The organism is Halogranum amylolyticum, assembly GCF_900110465.1.
Lineage (GTDB): Archaea > Halobacteriota > Halobacteria > Halobacteriales > Haloferacaceae > Halogranum > Halogranum amylolyticum.
This window is the reverse complement of the sequence record NZ_FODV01000016.1, coordinates 38,190-51,610: the sequence shown is the minus strand read 5'-3', so window position 1 is coordinate 51,610 and position 13,421 is coordinate 38,190. Positions and strand designations below refer to the sequence as shown.

General features: G+C 57.7%; 10 protein-coding genes and 4 pseudogenes. 7 read left to right on the top strand and 7 right to left on the bottom strand.

The genetic code is table 11. The features are described from left to right. Positions 1-641: 641 nt before the first annotated feature. Positions 642-1,118: pseudogene (locus BSG17_RS27980) on the top strand (hypothetical protein); the annotation flags it as partial. Between the two features lie 269 nt (positions 1,119-1,387). Here the strand turns inward: BSG17_RS27980 and BSG17_RS19675 are convergent. The 3 genes and pseudogenes from BSG17_RS19675 to BSG17_RS19665 form a co-directional block, all read right to left on the bottom strand. Beyond that, on the bottom strand, positions 1,388-2,329 hold the full coding sequence (locus BSG17_RS19675; RefSeq protein WP_089827131.1) for an isocitrate lyase/PEP mutase family protein: 942 nt from the start codon (positions 2,327-2,329) through the stop codon (positions 1,388-1,390). Positions 2,330-2,386: 57 nt separating this feature from the next. After that, a complete protein-coding gene (locus BSG17_RS19670; RefSeq protein ID WP_089827130.1) occupies positions 2,387-3,019 on the bottom strand; it encodes an isochorismatase family protein in 633 nt (210 codons plus the stop codon). 21 nt (positions 3,020-3,040) lie between these two features. Then, positions 3,041-3,829 (bottom strand): annotated as a pseudogene (locus BSG17_RS19665) (hydantoinase B/oxoprolinase family protein); the annotation flags it as partial. On the opposite strand from BSG17_RS19665, the gene BSG17_RS19660 reads away from it, so the two are divergent. Together BSG17_RS19660 and BSG17_RS19655 are read left to right on the top strand one after the other, a co-directional pair. Then, a complete protein-coding gene (locus tag BSG17_RS19660) occupies positions 3,807-4,289 on the top strand; it encodes a helix-turn-helix domain-containing protein (protein ID WP_089827129.1) in 483 nt (160 codons plus the stop codon). The pseudogene BSG17_RS19665 and the gene BSG17_RS19660 sit on opposite strands and share 23 nt — an antisense overlap. A gap of 238 nt (positions 4,290-4,527) precedes the next feature. Then, positions 4,528-5,827, top strand: a pseudogene (locus BSG17_RS19655) (IS4 family transposase). A 119-nt stretch (positions 5,828-5,946) separates the two neighbouring features. Here BSG17_RS19655 and BSG17_RS19650 read toward each other — a convergent pair. The 3 genes from BSG17_RS19650 to BSG17_RS26275 all read right to left on the bottom strand — a co-directional run bounded on the left by BSG17_RS19650 (position 5,947) and on the right by BSG17_RS26275 (position 9,678). Continuing rightward, entirely contained in the window at positions 5,947-7,857 is a 1,911-nt protein-coding gene (locus BSG17_RS19650; protein ID WP_089827128.1) for an FG-GAP repeat protein, read from the bottom strand. 382 nt (positions 7,858-8,239) lie between these two features. Continuing rightward, on the bottom strand, positions 8,240-8,635 hold the full coding sequence (locus BSG17_RS27225; RefSeq protein ID WP_170864885.1) for an AAA domain-containing protein: 396 nt from the start codon (positions 8,633-8,635) through the stop codon (positions 8,240-8,242). Between the two features lie 29 nt (positions 8,636-8,664). Continuing rightward, on the bottom strand, positions 8,665-9,678 hold the full coding sequence (locus BSG17_RS26275; RefSeq protein ID WP_244531620.1) for an AAA family ATPase: 1,014 nt from the start codon (positions 9,676-9,678) through the stop codon (positions 8,665-8,667). On the opposite strand from BSG17_RS26275, the gene BSG17_RS28705 reads away from it, so the two are divergent. After that, a complete protein-coding gene (locus tag BSG17_RS28705; RefSeq protein WP_394327976.1) occupies positions 9,652-9,903 on the top strand; it encodes a hypothetical protein in 252 nt (83 codons plus the stop codon). The genes BSG17_RS26275 and BSG17_RS28705 overlap by 27 nt on opposite strands. 130 nt (positions 9,904-10,033) lie before the next feature. Here the strand turns inward: BSG17_RS28705 and BSG17_RS19640 are convergent. Further along, a pseudogene (locus BSG17_RS19640) lies at positions 10,034-10,603 on the bottom strand (TrmB family transcriptional regulator sugar-binding domain-containing protein). A 55-nt stretch (positions 10,604-10,658) separates the two neighbouring features. Between BSG17_RS19640 and BSG17_RS19635 the strand changes: the two are divergent. The 3 genes from BSG17_RS19635 to BSG17_RS19625 are packed head-to-tail and all read left to right on the top strand — an operon-like array spanning position 10,659 to position 13,140. Continuing rightward, a complete protein-coding gene (locus BSG17_RS19635) occupies positions 10,659-11,495 on the top strand; it encodes a phosphoenolpyruvate hydrolase family protein (protein ID WP_089827126.1) in 837 nt (278 codons plus the stop codon). Continuing rightward, the gene (locus tag BSG17_RS19630) at positions 11,492-11,920 is read left to right on the top strand and encodes a cupin domain-containing protein (protein ID WP_089827125.1); all 429 of its coding nucleotides are present in this window, start codon (positions 11,492-11,494) and stop codon (positions 11,918-11,920) included. The genes BSG17_RS19635 and BSG17_RS19630 overlap by 4 nt, the downstream gene beginning before the upstream one ends. Further along, positions 11,920-13,140 (top strand): Tm-1-like ATP-binding domain-containing protein, encoded by a 1,221-nt coding sequence (locus tag BSG17_RS19625; RefSeq protein WP_089827124.1) that lies wholly within the window; start codon positions 11,920-11,922, stop codon positions 13,138-13,140. Before BSG17_RS19630 ends, BSG17_RS19625 begins: the two co-directional genes overlap by 1 nt. Positions 13,141-13,421 lie beyond the last annotated feature (281 nt).

Below are 13,421 nucleotides of genomic sequence, written 5' to 3'. Positions count from 1 at the left end.
ACACGTCTAAGTGCCGGCTTCACATAGGGTCAAACCCCGAGGCACTTGCCTTGTTCGTCTGTAGATTCCTCTGAGAGAACCAGCACTCGCAGTCTGTCGTAGTCACAGGAGTGTTCCGTGTGTGTGTGAACATGGTCACAGTAGCCCTCATATGATCCTCACAAAACATAAATAATTTTATTAGTATTCAAATCTACAAGTCTAGAATGTCTAAACTAGACATCAAATTTGGGAAGATCGCGATTAACCTTGTTACAGATACAACCCGTGACTTAGCTATCTTCTGTGGAACGGCACTCGTACTTGCTGTACTGTTTCTATTCTTTACGAGTAACACTGCGGATGAGCACCCTAATGCTGGGGAATTATCAGAAGGTACTCAACCAACTGAACGGTCCCAGTCACTTCCGACGGGGGCAACCGCCGGTTACGCTCCGAGTCTTCCAAAGATCATCGGAGCAATGGTCGTTATCGGTGCCATAGCGCTGACAGTCGGAAGTCCGCTATTTTAGTCGGTGAGCGTAGATTCTCTTGGTGAACCGAACACGCTCTTACGCGATGTCGAAGGCATCTTGACGCACAGTCTAATAGCGCTGCGAATCACTCGCAGTTGCCCTTTCAACTGTAGTGTGACCAACCCTGATTACGGCACAGTTACCGAGGCTGAACCCGTCACGACGACACAGGTGGTCGAGTCGGACTTCAGCGCCGATGACGAAGTCCGAACCCGAAAGTCTCGACGTCTACGCCGATGCACTGTTGCTCGTCGATGCGCTCGAACGCCACGACGTGACTGATCTGCCCGCATTGGAGACGGACGCACTTGTCAACATCTACACGCTGCTCTCGGACGTCCAATGAGATGCCAACGAATTCCGCCAAGCAGTGGCTGGCATCCTCATCGGCCGCCTACATCATGATCGCCCGCCGCCGGACAGCATGGATCTGTCTAACAGATAAGTCGGCGCAACCGCTCGCTCAAGGATGACGAGGACGTGCTAGCTCGCCTTGCGGAGGCGGGCATCGATCGCGAGCGGGTGCCGAGTGTCGATCGCTCGAAGGTCGACGACGCACTCGAGGTGACGCCACTCTCCGAATCGGCTGTGTATGAGATCGACTAGTTAGATATCTTGATACGTACGGACACCAGTTCGATGCCATCATCGGATATGCCACGAGCAAAACCTACCGGTCGGTTATCGGAGCTGCGTTCGACCGAACCAACGTGAAAGCGACTCTTCTACCTCGTAATCCACCATCACGTCACCTCCGAGAACACTTCAGAACGGAGCATCTCAACGAGTTAGCTACTGCCGTGGGGAAGGTAGGGGAACGATCGACACTGTAACAGTCTCCTTCACAACAGGACTAGGTCCGCTAACAACGACTACGCGACGTCGTCCCCGAGCGACCCATCGTATTTCTCCTGTTCCTCGTCAGGGAGGTACTGTTCTTCCCACTCGACCACATCCGGGAAGCCGGAGAACTCGTGGAGGCTCTCGAAAGGTTGCTCGTTGAACTCGTCGTCGATACGACGCATCGCTGCTACAGGATCGGCAGCAAACGCACTGAAGTCAGCATAGACGTTCGCGATGGTCGAGAGCGTCGCAGCGATGGGGAACAACACGATGTCGAAGCCCCAGTCATCCAACGCCGGCAGGTCAACGTACGGCGAAGACCCGAGGTCACCGACGAAGTTGTAGACAAGTCGCCCGTCGACCTCTCGGCCGATGCGGCGCAGTTCGTCTTCGTCGGTGGGGCCCTCCACAAATGCCACGTCGGCACCAGCGTCGAGGAAGTCGTTGACACGGCCGATGGCCTCGTCGACAGACCCATCGCCGGTCCCGCGAGCGTCGGTACGGGCGATAAGAACGAATTCCTCACCCCGCTCGTCCCGCGTATCAGCTGCGGCCGCAATTTTACCGACGGCTTCCTCACGCGGGATAACCTGCCGCCCCTTCGTGTGGCCGCATCGTTTGGGGAACGTCTGGTCTTCGATATGGATGCCGCCGACGCCGGCTTTGATGTACTCACGAACTGTTCGGATAACGTTGGTCGCGTTGCCGTAGCCGTTGTCAGCATCGGCGATGAGAGGAACACTGATGCGTTCTTGGATGTTCGCGGCGTTGTCGATCATCTCCGGCATCGTGATGAACCCAGCGTCCGGGTAGCCGATCTTCGACAGCGACGTTCCGTAGCCAGTCATGTAGATCGTGTCGAAGCCAACGGCATCGGCGACAGCGGCCGTGAGCGGGTCGTGAACGCCGGGGCAAACCAGCAGTCCGTCGCCATCGAGATGTTCTCGAAGCGCTGCGCCGGAGTCGGTCATTTCCACTCACCTCGAGCACAGGTGAGAGTCGGGTTCGATGCAGTCTGGGTGTCAAAGTCAGTATTCATTGTTTGAGAGATGGTTAACGACGGCGTCGGTTGTCACGACGTCGCCGTATTTCGCGTCGATGTCGAAGAGGTTCGCTTGGTGTGGTCCGTCGGCGCGGTCACCGACTGCGTCAGCCGGGACGATGGTCCGGTAGCCATGCTGGAGGCTATCGACGGCTGTCGCACGAACACAGCCGCTGGTCGTGACGCCTGCGAGGACGAGGGTATCCACGCGGTGTGTCGTCAGTTCTGTCGCAAGGTCGGTGCCGAAGAACGCGCTCGCGTATTTTTTGAGAATGACGCGTTCGTCACCCTCAGGTGCGACTCGATCGTCGACTTCGACCGCGTCGGTACCGAGTCGCAGCTCTCGAAGCGCGGGCACTTTCTCGATGAACCGCCCAGCGTCGCCGTAGGACTCTTCGAACGCGACAGTTGTGAAGTACCGCGGACAGTCGTGTTCGCGGAACGCGGTGAGAAGGCGAGCGGTCTGCTCGAGGACCCCGCTCACGTCCGACCCGAGTTTAGTGGTCGGATCGGTGAAAGCGTTAATCAAATCAATCACGAGGAGTGCGGGTTGGTCACCGAGGCCGACGCTCGACCCGAACGCGTCGGCATCGTACTCGGTGGAATGTGGGGAGTTCATAGTGGAGATACTAACGATGGCTCAGCTGTGCCGGTTCTCGAACGAGCGGCGTTCATCGCTAATCTGTTCCCCGAGGGTGTCCTCATCTGGGAGTGGACCATAGTCGAACTGGTCGAGTTCGTCACGCGTCTCGCGGATCTCAGAGCGTCTATCGGCTGTTGCGCTCTCGTCCACTGTACCGTCGTCTGCGATGACAACGCCATACTTCGTCTCAGCGGCCGATTCAGAGACGAGACCACGCTTCATTTCACGGGCGACGACATCGGGGTCGCGGTCGAGGGGGTCGCCGAGGCCACCACCGCCAGCGGTGCTAAAGACGAGTTTGTCTCCCGCCGCCACTGCAACGTTCTCGACTTTTGACAGCAGATGCTCTTCGCTCCCATCTGCCCGAATCAACCGCTTCTCGCTCGTCTCAGCGTGCTTGCCCCCGTCGACGCCCCAGGGGTACGTATGCGCGCGGTCGTCTTGGAAGGTTATCGCACCATCCTCCTCGAAGGTGAAGACCTTCGTGATACCGTGCCCCCCGCGGAACTCGCCAGAGCCACCGGTGTCAGCCCGTGTGCTGTACTCGTCTATCGTCAGTGGGTAGTACGCCTCTTGATACTCCGCTGGGACCGTCCGGAACAGCGGCCACCACGAGTGGCCATCGAGGCCATCGCCGCCCGGACGGGCCGGGATGCCGCCGTAGAGAATTTCGAGCATCTGGAAGTCGTTGCCCTCCGAGTCAGTGCCGGCGTAGACGAGATTCGGTGAGGTACCGTAACTTCCAGCGACGGAGAAGTCGTCGATGAGTTTCGAGAACGTCGTAGAAGCGACTGACCATGTCAAGCATGTCCGTCGGCTAAACGACGACAATCTCCTCGTAACAAAACCGTCCTGCGGTGCCTACACCGCGATCTACCAAAATCACGGAACACTTCGCCGGTCGAACACTGTCTCCGGCCGCCAGCGTGAGTATCACGTCCTAGTCTTCCGACGTGAACATCTGAAGGACATCCTCGACGACTTGTCGAGTTTCGGGACGGTCACGCTCGGGAAACTGAAGGAGTTCCGCGCCAACTCAGAATCGCCGTTGACTGAACGGCAGCGCGAAGTCACGGCCGAAGCCCTCGCACGCGGTTACTACGACTGGCCGCGGAAAATAACAAACAGTGAACTCGCCGACGAACTGGGCATCGCTCGTGCGACACTACACGAACATCTCCGGAAGGCGGAGCGAACCCTCCTTTCAGCGTCATTGCCCGATGAATACAGACGAACGGGCACGTAGCACCAAGATGGCTACACCGGCCGTGCTCGGGAAACGTGACAGACTGTGGGTCAACGACGTCGTCTGAGGACCCTGCTCGGGGGATAAGCTGTGAGCGTTAATCAAGCCGAACGACTGGGTTGAGTGACTCGGACGCACGCAGTCTCACTCGTGGGTTCATCCGTGTTCGGTTAAGCAGAGAAACCGAGAGACTGTGCTCACTTAGCTAAGTTATCGTTGTAGACCGCATGGAGAGGGTGTGCTATCCCAACTCTCCCCAGACCTTATTCGACGGCGGCTCACTTCCCTCTTTCCAGCAGAGCTTATCGAAGACATCGCGCGTGAGCGCGATGTCGTCCCAACGCCACCGTAGAGTCGATGTTACAGCCCTCGTTTGGACGCTCATCTTGGGATTCGCCGTCGGCGGCGAATCCCGCACTATCGCCGGGTTTCAACGTGCCTACGCCGCAGCGACCAATCAGACGCTCTCCCGCTCTAGCTTCTACGATCGGTTCACACCTGCACTCGGACAGTTACTCAGCAACCTCCTCGAGAGCATGCTCGAGGAGGTCGCAGTCCCTCACACACTCGCCCCACAACTCCAGCAGTTCCGCGATGTGATGATCGCCGATGCAACCGTGTTCCGGTTGCATCGGCTCCTGAGCGAGTTTCCAGCTACGCACCCTGATCAATCAGGCGCGAAACTTCATCTCGTCCACAACCTCACTAAACAGACAATCGAGCGGTTCGAACTTACCGACGAACGAAGCCACGAGAGCAGCCAGTTCCGCACAGGGAACTGGCTGCGAGGGCGGTTGTTGCTGTTCGATCTTGGCTTCTACAGCTACCGTCGGTTCGCACTCATCGAAGAGAACGGCGGCTTCTTCCTGAGTCGGCTGAAGACGAACGCGAACCCACGAATCATCGAGGGGCGTCGGAAATGGCGCGCCCGCGCCATTTCCTTACCAGACCGTCGTCTTCAGGACGTTCTCGGCAATCTCACGCGAGAGATTATCGATGTAACCGCCGAAGTAAGCTTCAAGCGCCGTCAATACGGCGAGAAGCGCTCGAGTGTAACGATGGAGTTCCGCGTCGTCGGTGTCCGCAACGAGGACACCGACGACTATCACCTGTATATCACGAACCTCCCGGATGAGTTCACGCCGGAGCAAGTCGCGGCGTTGTACGGGGTGCGATGGGAAGTAGAAGTGCTGTTCCGTGAATTGAAATCGCTGTACGGGTTGGAGAAGTTCCAGACAAGCAATCCAGCAATCGTGGAGTTGCTCGTGGTAGCGGCTCTGCTGACGCTAACGGTCAGCAGAGCCTTGCTTGGCGTCTTTCAGAAGATGCACTCAGAAACGATGTTTCCACGAGAACGCTGGGCGAAGACCTTCCGGTCTTTCGCCCAGCTCATCCTCGAAGATCTAGCCCAGTCGTTCGGACATCCACCGCCGAACTTGGCTGAGCTCATGTTTTGCAACGCACGCCAACCAGAGAAGTCACGCCTCTTACTCAACGAACGAGTGGTTGAAGCCTTCAGAACGGAGGTTAGCGCTTAACCGAACACAGATGGCCCTCAAAGATGATCCAGTCTTCGCCAGCGCGGGAACCACGGCAGCGAGTTGCCGGTCAGCGCTGAGGTCCACGTCGGGTCTTCGCCTGTCTTCTTCACATGGTACTACACTGACCATATTTCCTGCCATGCAGTGCCGTCATACACCATCTTTCCAAAATTCGCACCGGTCACGTTGGTGCCATCATCCATATAGAAGTCGCCAGTCGATGGAGCGCCTGGTGCAGCTGCTCTCAGTTGCATGGGGCTATTCGAGTGAACCGACGAGAGCGTCACGTCCGTGCCCGTTTCGAGACGGACGTAGTCGTCCTCGTCTATCTTGTTATCGTAGAAGCGCAGCCCGTTCACCCGCGAGCTAATCATCGTACTGCAATTGATGATGTTGTTCCGGACGGTGACGTCGGTCATGGGGTCTGTCCCGTCATAGGCGCGCACAAACGTGCCGCTGCCGTCCGAGGTGTAGAACGAATTGTTTTGGATTGTCAAGTCGTCCAGCACACCGCCGGATTCGACCGTCGCGTTGAGGAAGCGGTCGCTCGTTCCGCCCGCGTCCACGATGCAGCCGTCAATGACAACGTCCCGAACGACACCGCCACCAGACCCGGAGTCGCCGACCACGTAGGGAGTGAATCCGCCCGACGCACCCACTTGGTGCAGGTGGCAGTTGCTGATGCGAACCTCGCTCAGCGTGGCTTGGTCGTAGGCTTGAAACGTGATATGGTTCGCCTCACAGTCGGTGATATGTACCGAGCGGCAGTCTTTCGCGCCATCGGCGTCGCGGTAGTCTGCAATGACGTGGATGTGATCCGCCTTGCAATCTTCAAAGCGAATGTTCTCACCGGAGCGGATGTGGGCAATCATCTGCTGGTCCGTCTCACAGTTCTTGAACGTGATGTTGCTTGACGTCCCGTACTTGGATGCTCCCATGCTCGAAACCTGCACGCCACCGCCGCTGCCAGTGCGCTCGCCGCCCCAGCAGTTCTCAACGATGATGTTATCATTGTACCCTGCCAGCTTGATGCCGTCATAGCCGGGGCGACGACCCTCGCAGTCGACCATCTCGCAGTCCGTGCAATCGGACATCGTGACCGCGTTCTGGCCGTTGTCAAGTGCGAGGTGGACGTCGTGAACGTAGACGTCTTCCATGCGGCTATCCGTGCAGTTGTGCAGCCACACGCCGTTCGTGTTGGTGCCGTCGTTCGGGATGTTCGAAAAGTCAAACTCGCCGCCGCGCACCGTTACGTTCGTGTCGCCTGTCTCCGGATTCTCGTTCAGGACGATGGCCTGCCACGGGGCGCCACCGACCCTGAATGTGTCCATATCGTGGTCGGAGGAGACGTTGATAACCAGTCCTTCCTGAAACTCCACGACGAAATTTGACGGGACGCGCAGCGTCTCGGTCCACGTCGCTTCGTCACCCACGATGACCACCTTCGAACGACCGTTCGCCTTCGCGTCGGTGATGCGCTGCTGGATGGTCGACATGGGCGTATCGGCGCTCACGTAGTCAACGTTGTTCAGCCCGCCCATCGGCACGCCGCCTTGGGTCACGTTGGTCCACGACGACCCGTCAGCGACGTGGACGTTACCCGTCGCGTTGATGCGGATGATGCGACCGCGCGTCGGCCCGTGGTTGTTTAGGTCCGCTTCGGTGTGGACCGTCTCATAGTTCTGCGCTTCGGTCCAACTCCCATCTCCATCCTGTGTGAAGACGTACGCTGCCCCAGCACTGTCAGCGTTCTCACTGTCGCGGAATGCCGCGATGAACGCTGGGGGTCCCACAACTGCGACCGCATCGTCGAAGGAGTCGCCAGCGTCGCTGTCGCTGGCAGTCAGCTCCTGGGTTTCAAAATCGGGTGTAGCCTTTGCTACATCGGGGTGACTCCCGATCACTCCGCCGGGCATTGCAGCAATCCAGAGCAATTTTAAGGTATCTCGTCGCCGGATTCCCATCCGATTAGTACCTGTATTCTTCTGCTGTTCGTCTGGTTCGTAGGAATCCTCCGGTGTGGTCATGGTGATCTCCCAGACAGTATCTGGATACGACGATATATTGTCATCAGACAAAATTTTGTTCCTAAACAATCATTAAAAATAATGTTTGTACACAATGTACTAAATAAAGGATAGTCTTTTTTTCCATAACAAACAGCGGCTACTCCATCAAATTGAACGGTGTTGTGTGTCGCTGTGTTTGACTGGAAGTCAGAGATACTGTACTGAACTGCGCAGTGACACACCTCGCGTTCAGTTTAAGCTTCACAGTAGTCTTATCAGACACTTCGATGGAAAAGGGGCAGCTCCGCTATAACCTTCAGATGCGGCTCGAGACTTCAGTACCGAGTCTGGCGTTTTCAGCGATAGAGAGAGCAACTTCCTCGTCAAGGAAGTTGACAGGTTAGGAAGAGTCTTCGAACCCAGTGTACACTTTAACGGAGACATCCTGTTCGAGTTCCGTGACCATCATCGGAGAAACGGTCGTCGTTGCGGCTGGCTCCTGATTAGCCACCATTGCTTGGTACAGCTTCTTCCAAGCTTTCTGCTGCTCGTACTTTTTCGGGTCGTCACTAGCAGCACGGAACACCGACTTCGACACGATGATGAACAGTTTCTGCTTCATCCGGCTAGCACCGACATTGAACCGTGTCGCGTCCAGCAAGAATTCATTTTGCTGGTTAACGTATCCTTGGTTGGCAGCCGTCATGGCAAGCACCATCACGTCACGCTCGCCGCCTTGGAACCTTTCCACCGTGTCGACAGTAAGGTCGGACTGATTCTGGAGTCGGCGACGCATCAAGCGATACGGGACGGCAATCCCACCGGTTACTTCATCGTCTGCTGGATTAGCGTCGACAACTGGCAGTTCGTCTTCGATTTGTTTGATAAGGTACGATTCAAGTGGGCTATCTTTCGTTGCAATCGCATCATCGTGTAACAGGAGAGTAACTCTGGAGATGGGGTTGAGGGCAGTCTCCAGCCATGGAGGCTGAGACGCGTCGCGGACATCGGGCATGTGTTCGGCGTCGCTCTCCGAGTCGAGGTGATACCGTCTTCTTTATAGAACAACTCAGAGGCAAGCGCAGCCATCGCTGGCGGGAGTCGGTACGTAATCTCCAGTCGATCCATCGGAATGACCGCATCCGGATTTGGCCATTCCGGTAGCTCCCGTTCCAGTTCTTCAAACTCTGTTTCATCATCCCCACGCAGGAAGCGGATCAAATCGAGAACCGAGACATGTGGGGTGTTTTCCTCAATCGTTTGACGGTCTTTACTCTCCCAATCATGTTTCTGAATCGGCTGCATCTGTCGGTGATCGCCGACCAGGAGGAGCCGTCCTTTTGTGCGTAGGAAAGCTCCAATCAGAAATAGCAACGGCAGATCCATCATACTGGCTTCATCGATAAGCATCGCATCAAACATCGCGGCGTTACCCGAGTCCATAAGCTCCTCAGCACTTCCGTCGATGCCCTCTGCTTCCGCGTAATCGATAAGGTTACGAAGCGACGTGGGCGCAGCGAAGATGACGAACTTCTTGTCCGGTTCGTCGGTGAAAACGTACTCGTCAAGGATGTCACCAAGCGTCTCTCGGTCGTCGTAATATTGGAACTCACGGACGTTTCCAGGCAGGTTGCCTGTCCGTTCTCCTGACCGAACCCCATAGCAGACCTCAAACCGTACCTTCCATCGTTCGACGAGAGTGCCATCCGGACCACGTATCTGCAACCACACGAGAATGAGCCATTGTTCACGAACGAAGTCGGAGTGTGGCCGTATCGGCCGACTGCTCGAACGAGTCTCTCGAACCTGTACATGGCAGGCGATTACTGCCAGTCGCACGTTGATTTAGTTTCCATGGAAGGCGCAGTTACGACAGGGTTACACGCGGCAACCGCTGCCTGTGAGGACCTCGACAGAGATTCAAATGTAGATATTCGCACCCCTGAAACGTACCCACGAGAACTGCTCGTGCTGGGAAATGTTGCACTGGCACCAATTGCACTGCTTGCATGGTATCTCATCAAACGAGGGGCAGCACAAGCAGCAACTGACTCGGTGAAATAGCTATCTCGTCCCGCGAGAAGTACCAACACTACAGCGGACCGACCGATTACAACGCATATCTGGAAGGTCGTGCACCTGCAGAGTGTGAAGCGTTCTGAGGACATTGTCAGACGCGATAGAAATCAGTCAATCAATCATTCTGTCGCAAGGTAATGTAGCCACCCTCGTAGTCCTCGATAAAAGGATCCGGACCGCCAACACTCACTTCCCCCTCCTCAGTCTCGATCAGGAGGTTCATCTGGAGCGAGAATTCGTTTGTCATTGAGTCGACGAGCCCCTGCCGAATTCAGGTCACTGGCCCAGAGAGGACCTCCCCATCGCTCGTTTCAATATCCGCCCGAAGGTCGACGCCCTCCTTTTCGTGGAGTGCGGTGTGGAGAACTGCTTGCCGGAACCAACTGAATGTCTTCGGAAGCGGATATGGATCCGTCACCAACAGCTCCGTGGATGCCGGCCAGAAGGTTCCAAGGAATGTCGAGAGGACAGTACCAGTCAGCCTCGAGCGAACGACCTCAACCGCATCCGCATCTGTATGTGACCCCGAAACAAGCTCAGAATCGCCGATAAGGGCTGTTTTGTCGTCGGAGACATAGAGCAGCGGGACCTCTTCGTTCCAACAGCGAACGACACAACTTGGACACCGTCCTCGGCCGTAACCACAATCGCTTCCTCGTGAGAGGAAGCGCTTACCATCGAACACCCTGGCACCCGGGCAAATCTTGAATAGACTGCCAAATCATGGTATATATTCACACATGAAATACACACGTGAGGAGTCGCTCTCGCGGCTTCGAGAGACCGTCGAGCAGGGAGAACCGATAATCGGTGCTGGTGCGGGGACCGGTATCTCCGCGAAGTTCGCCGAGCGCGGTGGTGTCGACCTGCTCATCATCTACAACTCTGGTCGCTACCGAATGAACGGGCGCGGGTCGCTCGCTGGGCTGCTCCCATACGGTGACGCAAACGAGATCGTCGGCGAGATGGGCCACGAAGTCATTCCAGTCGTCGATGACACGCCGGTGCTTGCGGGCGTCAACGGCACCGACCCGTTCCGCCAGATGGACGTGTTCATTGCAGACCTGAAACGACAAGGGTTCTCCGGGGTGCAGAACTTCCCGACGGTCGGCCTCATCGACGAGGACAGCGATTTCCGACAGAACCTCGAAGAGACCGGGATGGGCTACGATAAGGAGGTCGAGATGATTCGAGAGGCGGCCAGCCAAGACATGCTAACCTGCCCGTACGTGTTCAGCGAGACGCAGGCCCGCGAGATGGCCGAAGCGGGCGCCGACGTCATCGTCTCGCACATGGGGCTGACGACCTCCGGCGATATCGGTGCGGAAACGGCACTCGACTTGGAGTCGGCAGCCGAGCGGGTGCAGGCCCACCACGACGCCGCAAAGGACGTGAACGACGACGTACTCGTCATCTGTCACGGCGGCCCCATTGCGTGGCCCGACGACGCCGCGTACGTCCTCGAGCACACCGACGGTGTCGTCGGCTTCTTCGGGGCCTCGAGCATCGAACGGCTGCCGACGGAGGAAGCCATCGAGAACCAGGCCCGCGAATTCAAGCAGATCGACGTCCAATGAGCGACTATTTCGTCGACCCCGACGACGTGGAGAGTCAACTGTTTGACTGGGGCGCACTGAAGTGGATGAGCACGCCCGATGTCACCGGCGGCAAGCGGTTCAGCGCCGGTGTTGTGAAACTCGAACCCGGGAAGGGACACGAGCGACATACCCACCCTGAGAGCGACGAAATCCTGTACGTCGTTCGCGGCGAAGGCGAACAGGAGGTCGCCAACGAGACCCGCGATATCGCAACCGGTGACATGGTGTTCGTCCCCGAAGGCGTCGAACACGGCACGGTCAACACCGGGTGGGAGCCGCTCGTCCTGCTGGCGGTGTACGCGCCGCCCGGACCGGAAGACGTGCTACGTGACCTGCCGGAGTGTGAGATCGTCCCGGCCGGTAAACTGCCGACGCCCGAAAACGTCGACCCGGGAGCGAAGTGATGACGGTCGTTCTCGTCGGCACGCTCGATACGAAAAGTGAGATGTTCGCGTTCGCCCGTGACGTCGTCGAGGCACAGGGCGTCGACGTACACGTTGTCGACGTAGGCGTGTTGGGCGACCCCGAGTTCGAACCGGACACAACCGCCGCCGAGGTGGCCGAAGCCGCCGGCACGACCCTTGACGCGTTGCGCGACGACAGCGACCGAGGGGAGGCGATGACAGCGATGGGCGAGGGGGCCGCTGCCGTCGTCACCGATCTCTACGAGTCGGGAGAACTCGCGGGTGTCCTCGGACTCGGCGGGTCTGGGAATACGTCCATCGCAACCAGGGCGATGCGGGCACTCCCGGTGGGCGTACCGAAGCTGATGGTTTCGACGATGGCATCGGGTGATACCGAGCCGTACGTCGGCTCGACGGACATCGCAATGATGTACTCCGTCGCCGACGTCGAGGGACTTAATCAGCTCTCACGGCAGGTCATCTCGAACGCCGCGTTGGCGATGGTTGGGATGGTGGCCAACAAATCAGACGTGACGGTCGAGGACCGCCCAACCATCGGCATCACGATGTTCGGCGTCACCACGCCCTGCGTCAAAGTTGCCCGATCATACCTCGAAGAAGAGGGGTACGAGACCATCATCTTCCACGCCACTGGCACCGGCGGGCGGGCGATGGAGGGGTTAATCCAGCAGGGCATCATCGACGGCGTACTCGACGTGACGACGACCGAGTGGGCAGACGAGCTCGTCGGCGGCGTGCTCAACGCTGGGCCAGAGCGACTTGATGCCGCCGCCGAGACGGGCGTCCCGCAGGTTGTCTCAACGGGGGCGCTCGACATGGTGAACTTCGGCCCGCGTGGCTCAATTCCAGACGAATTCGAGGGGCGGCAGTTCCACGTCCACAACCCGCAGGTGACGCTGATGCGAACCACGCCCGAGGAGTGTGCAGAGCTGGGCAACGTCCTCGCAACAAAGCTGAATGCCGCGACCGGCCCAACGGCGCTGTTCCTCCCACTCGGCGGGGTTTCGATGCTCGACGTCGAGGGGGAAGATTTCTACGACCCCGAGGCGGATGCGGCACTGTTCGACGCGATCCGCGAGCACATCGACCCGACTGTCGAACTACTCGAGATAGAGACCGACATCAATGACGAGGCGTTCGCGCTGGCGATGGCGGAGAAACTGGACGAGTATATGCGTGCGTCCGGCATCGGTCCTTGAGGGGATTCGACACCACCGGCTAGCCGTTCGAGCCGTGCCAGAACCGGTATACGGCTAGACCGCAGAAGAGGTGCGCTCCCCCTGGCGACCTTAGACTGCTCCCTGCAGTCGGACCGTTTCCCGGGGTCGAAATCGTCTACAATATCAAAAAGCGATGATTCCCGGAGCGAGCAAAAAAACGTGCTACGGAATGCTTCAGTACGCTCTTGTTTCGTCGCTTTCGTTTAACCCTCAATTAGTGATAGGTTCCTACGGCTGTGTTGAACTCAGCGCGCTTACAC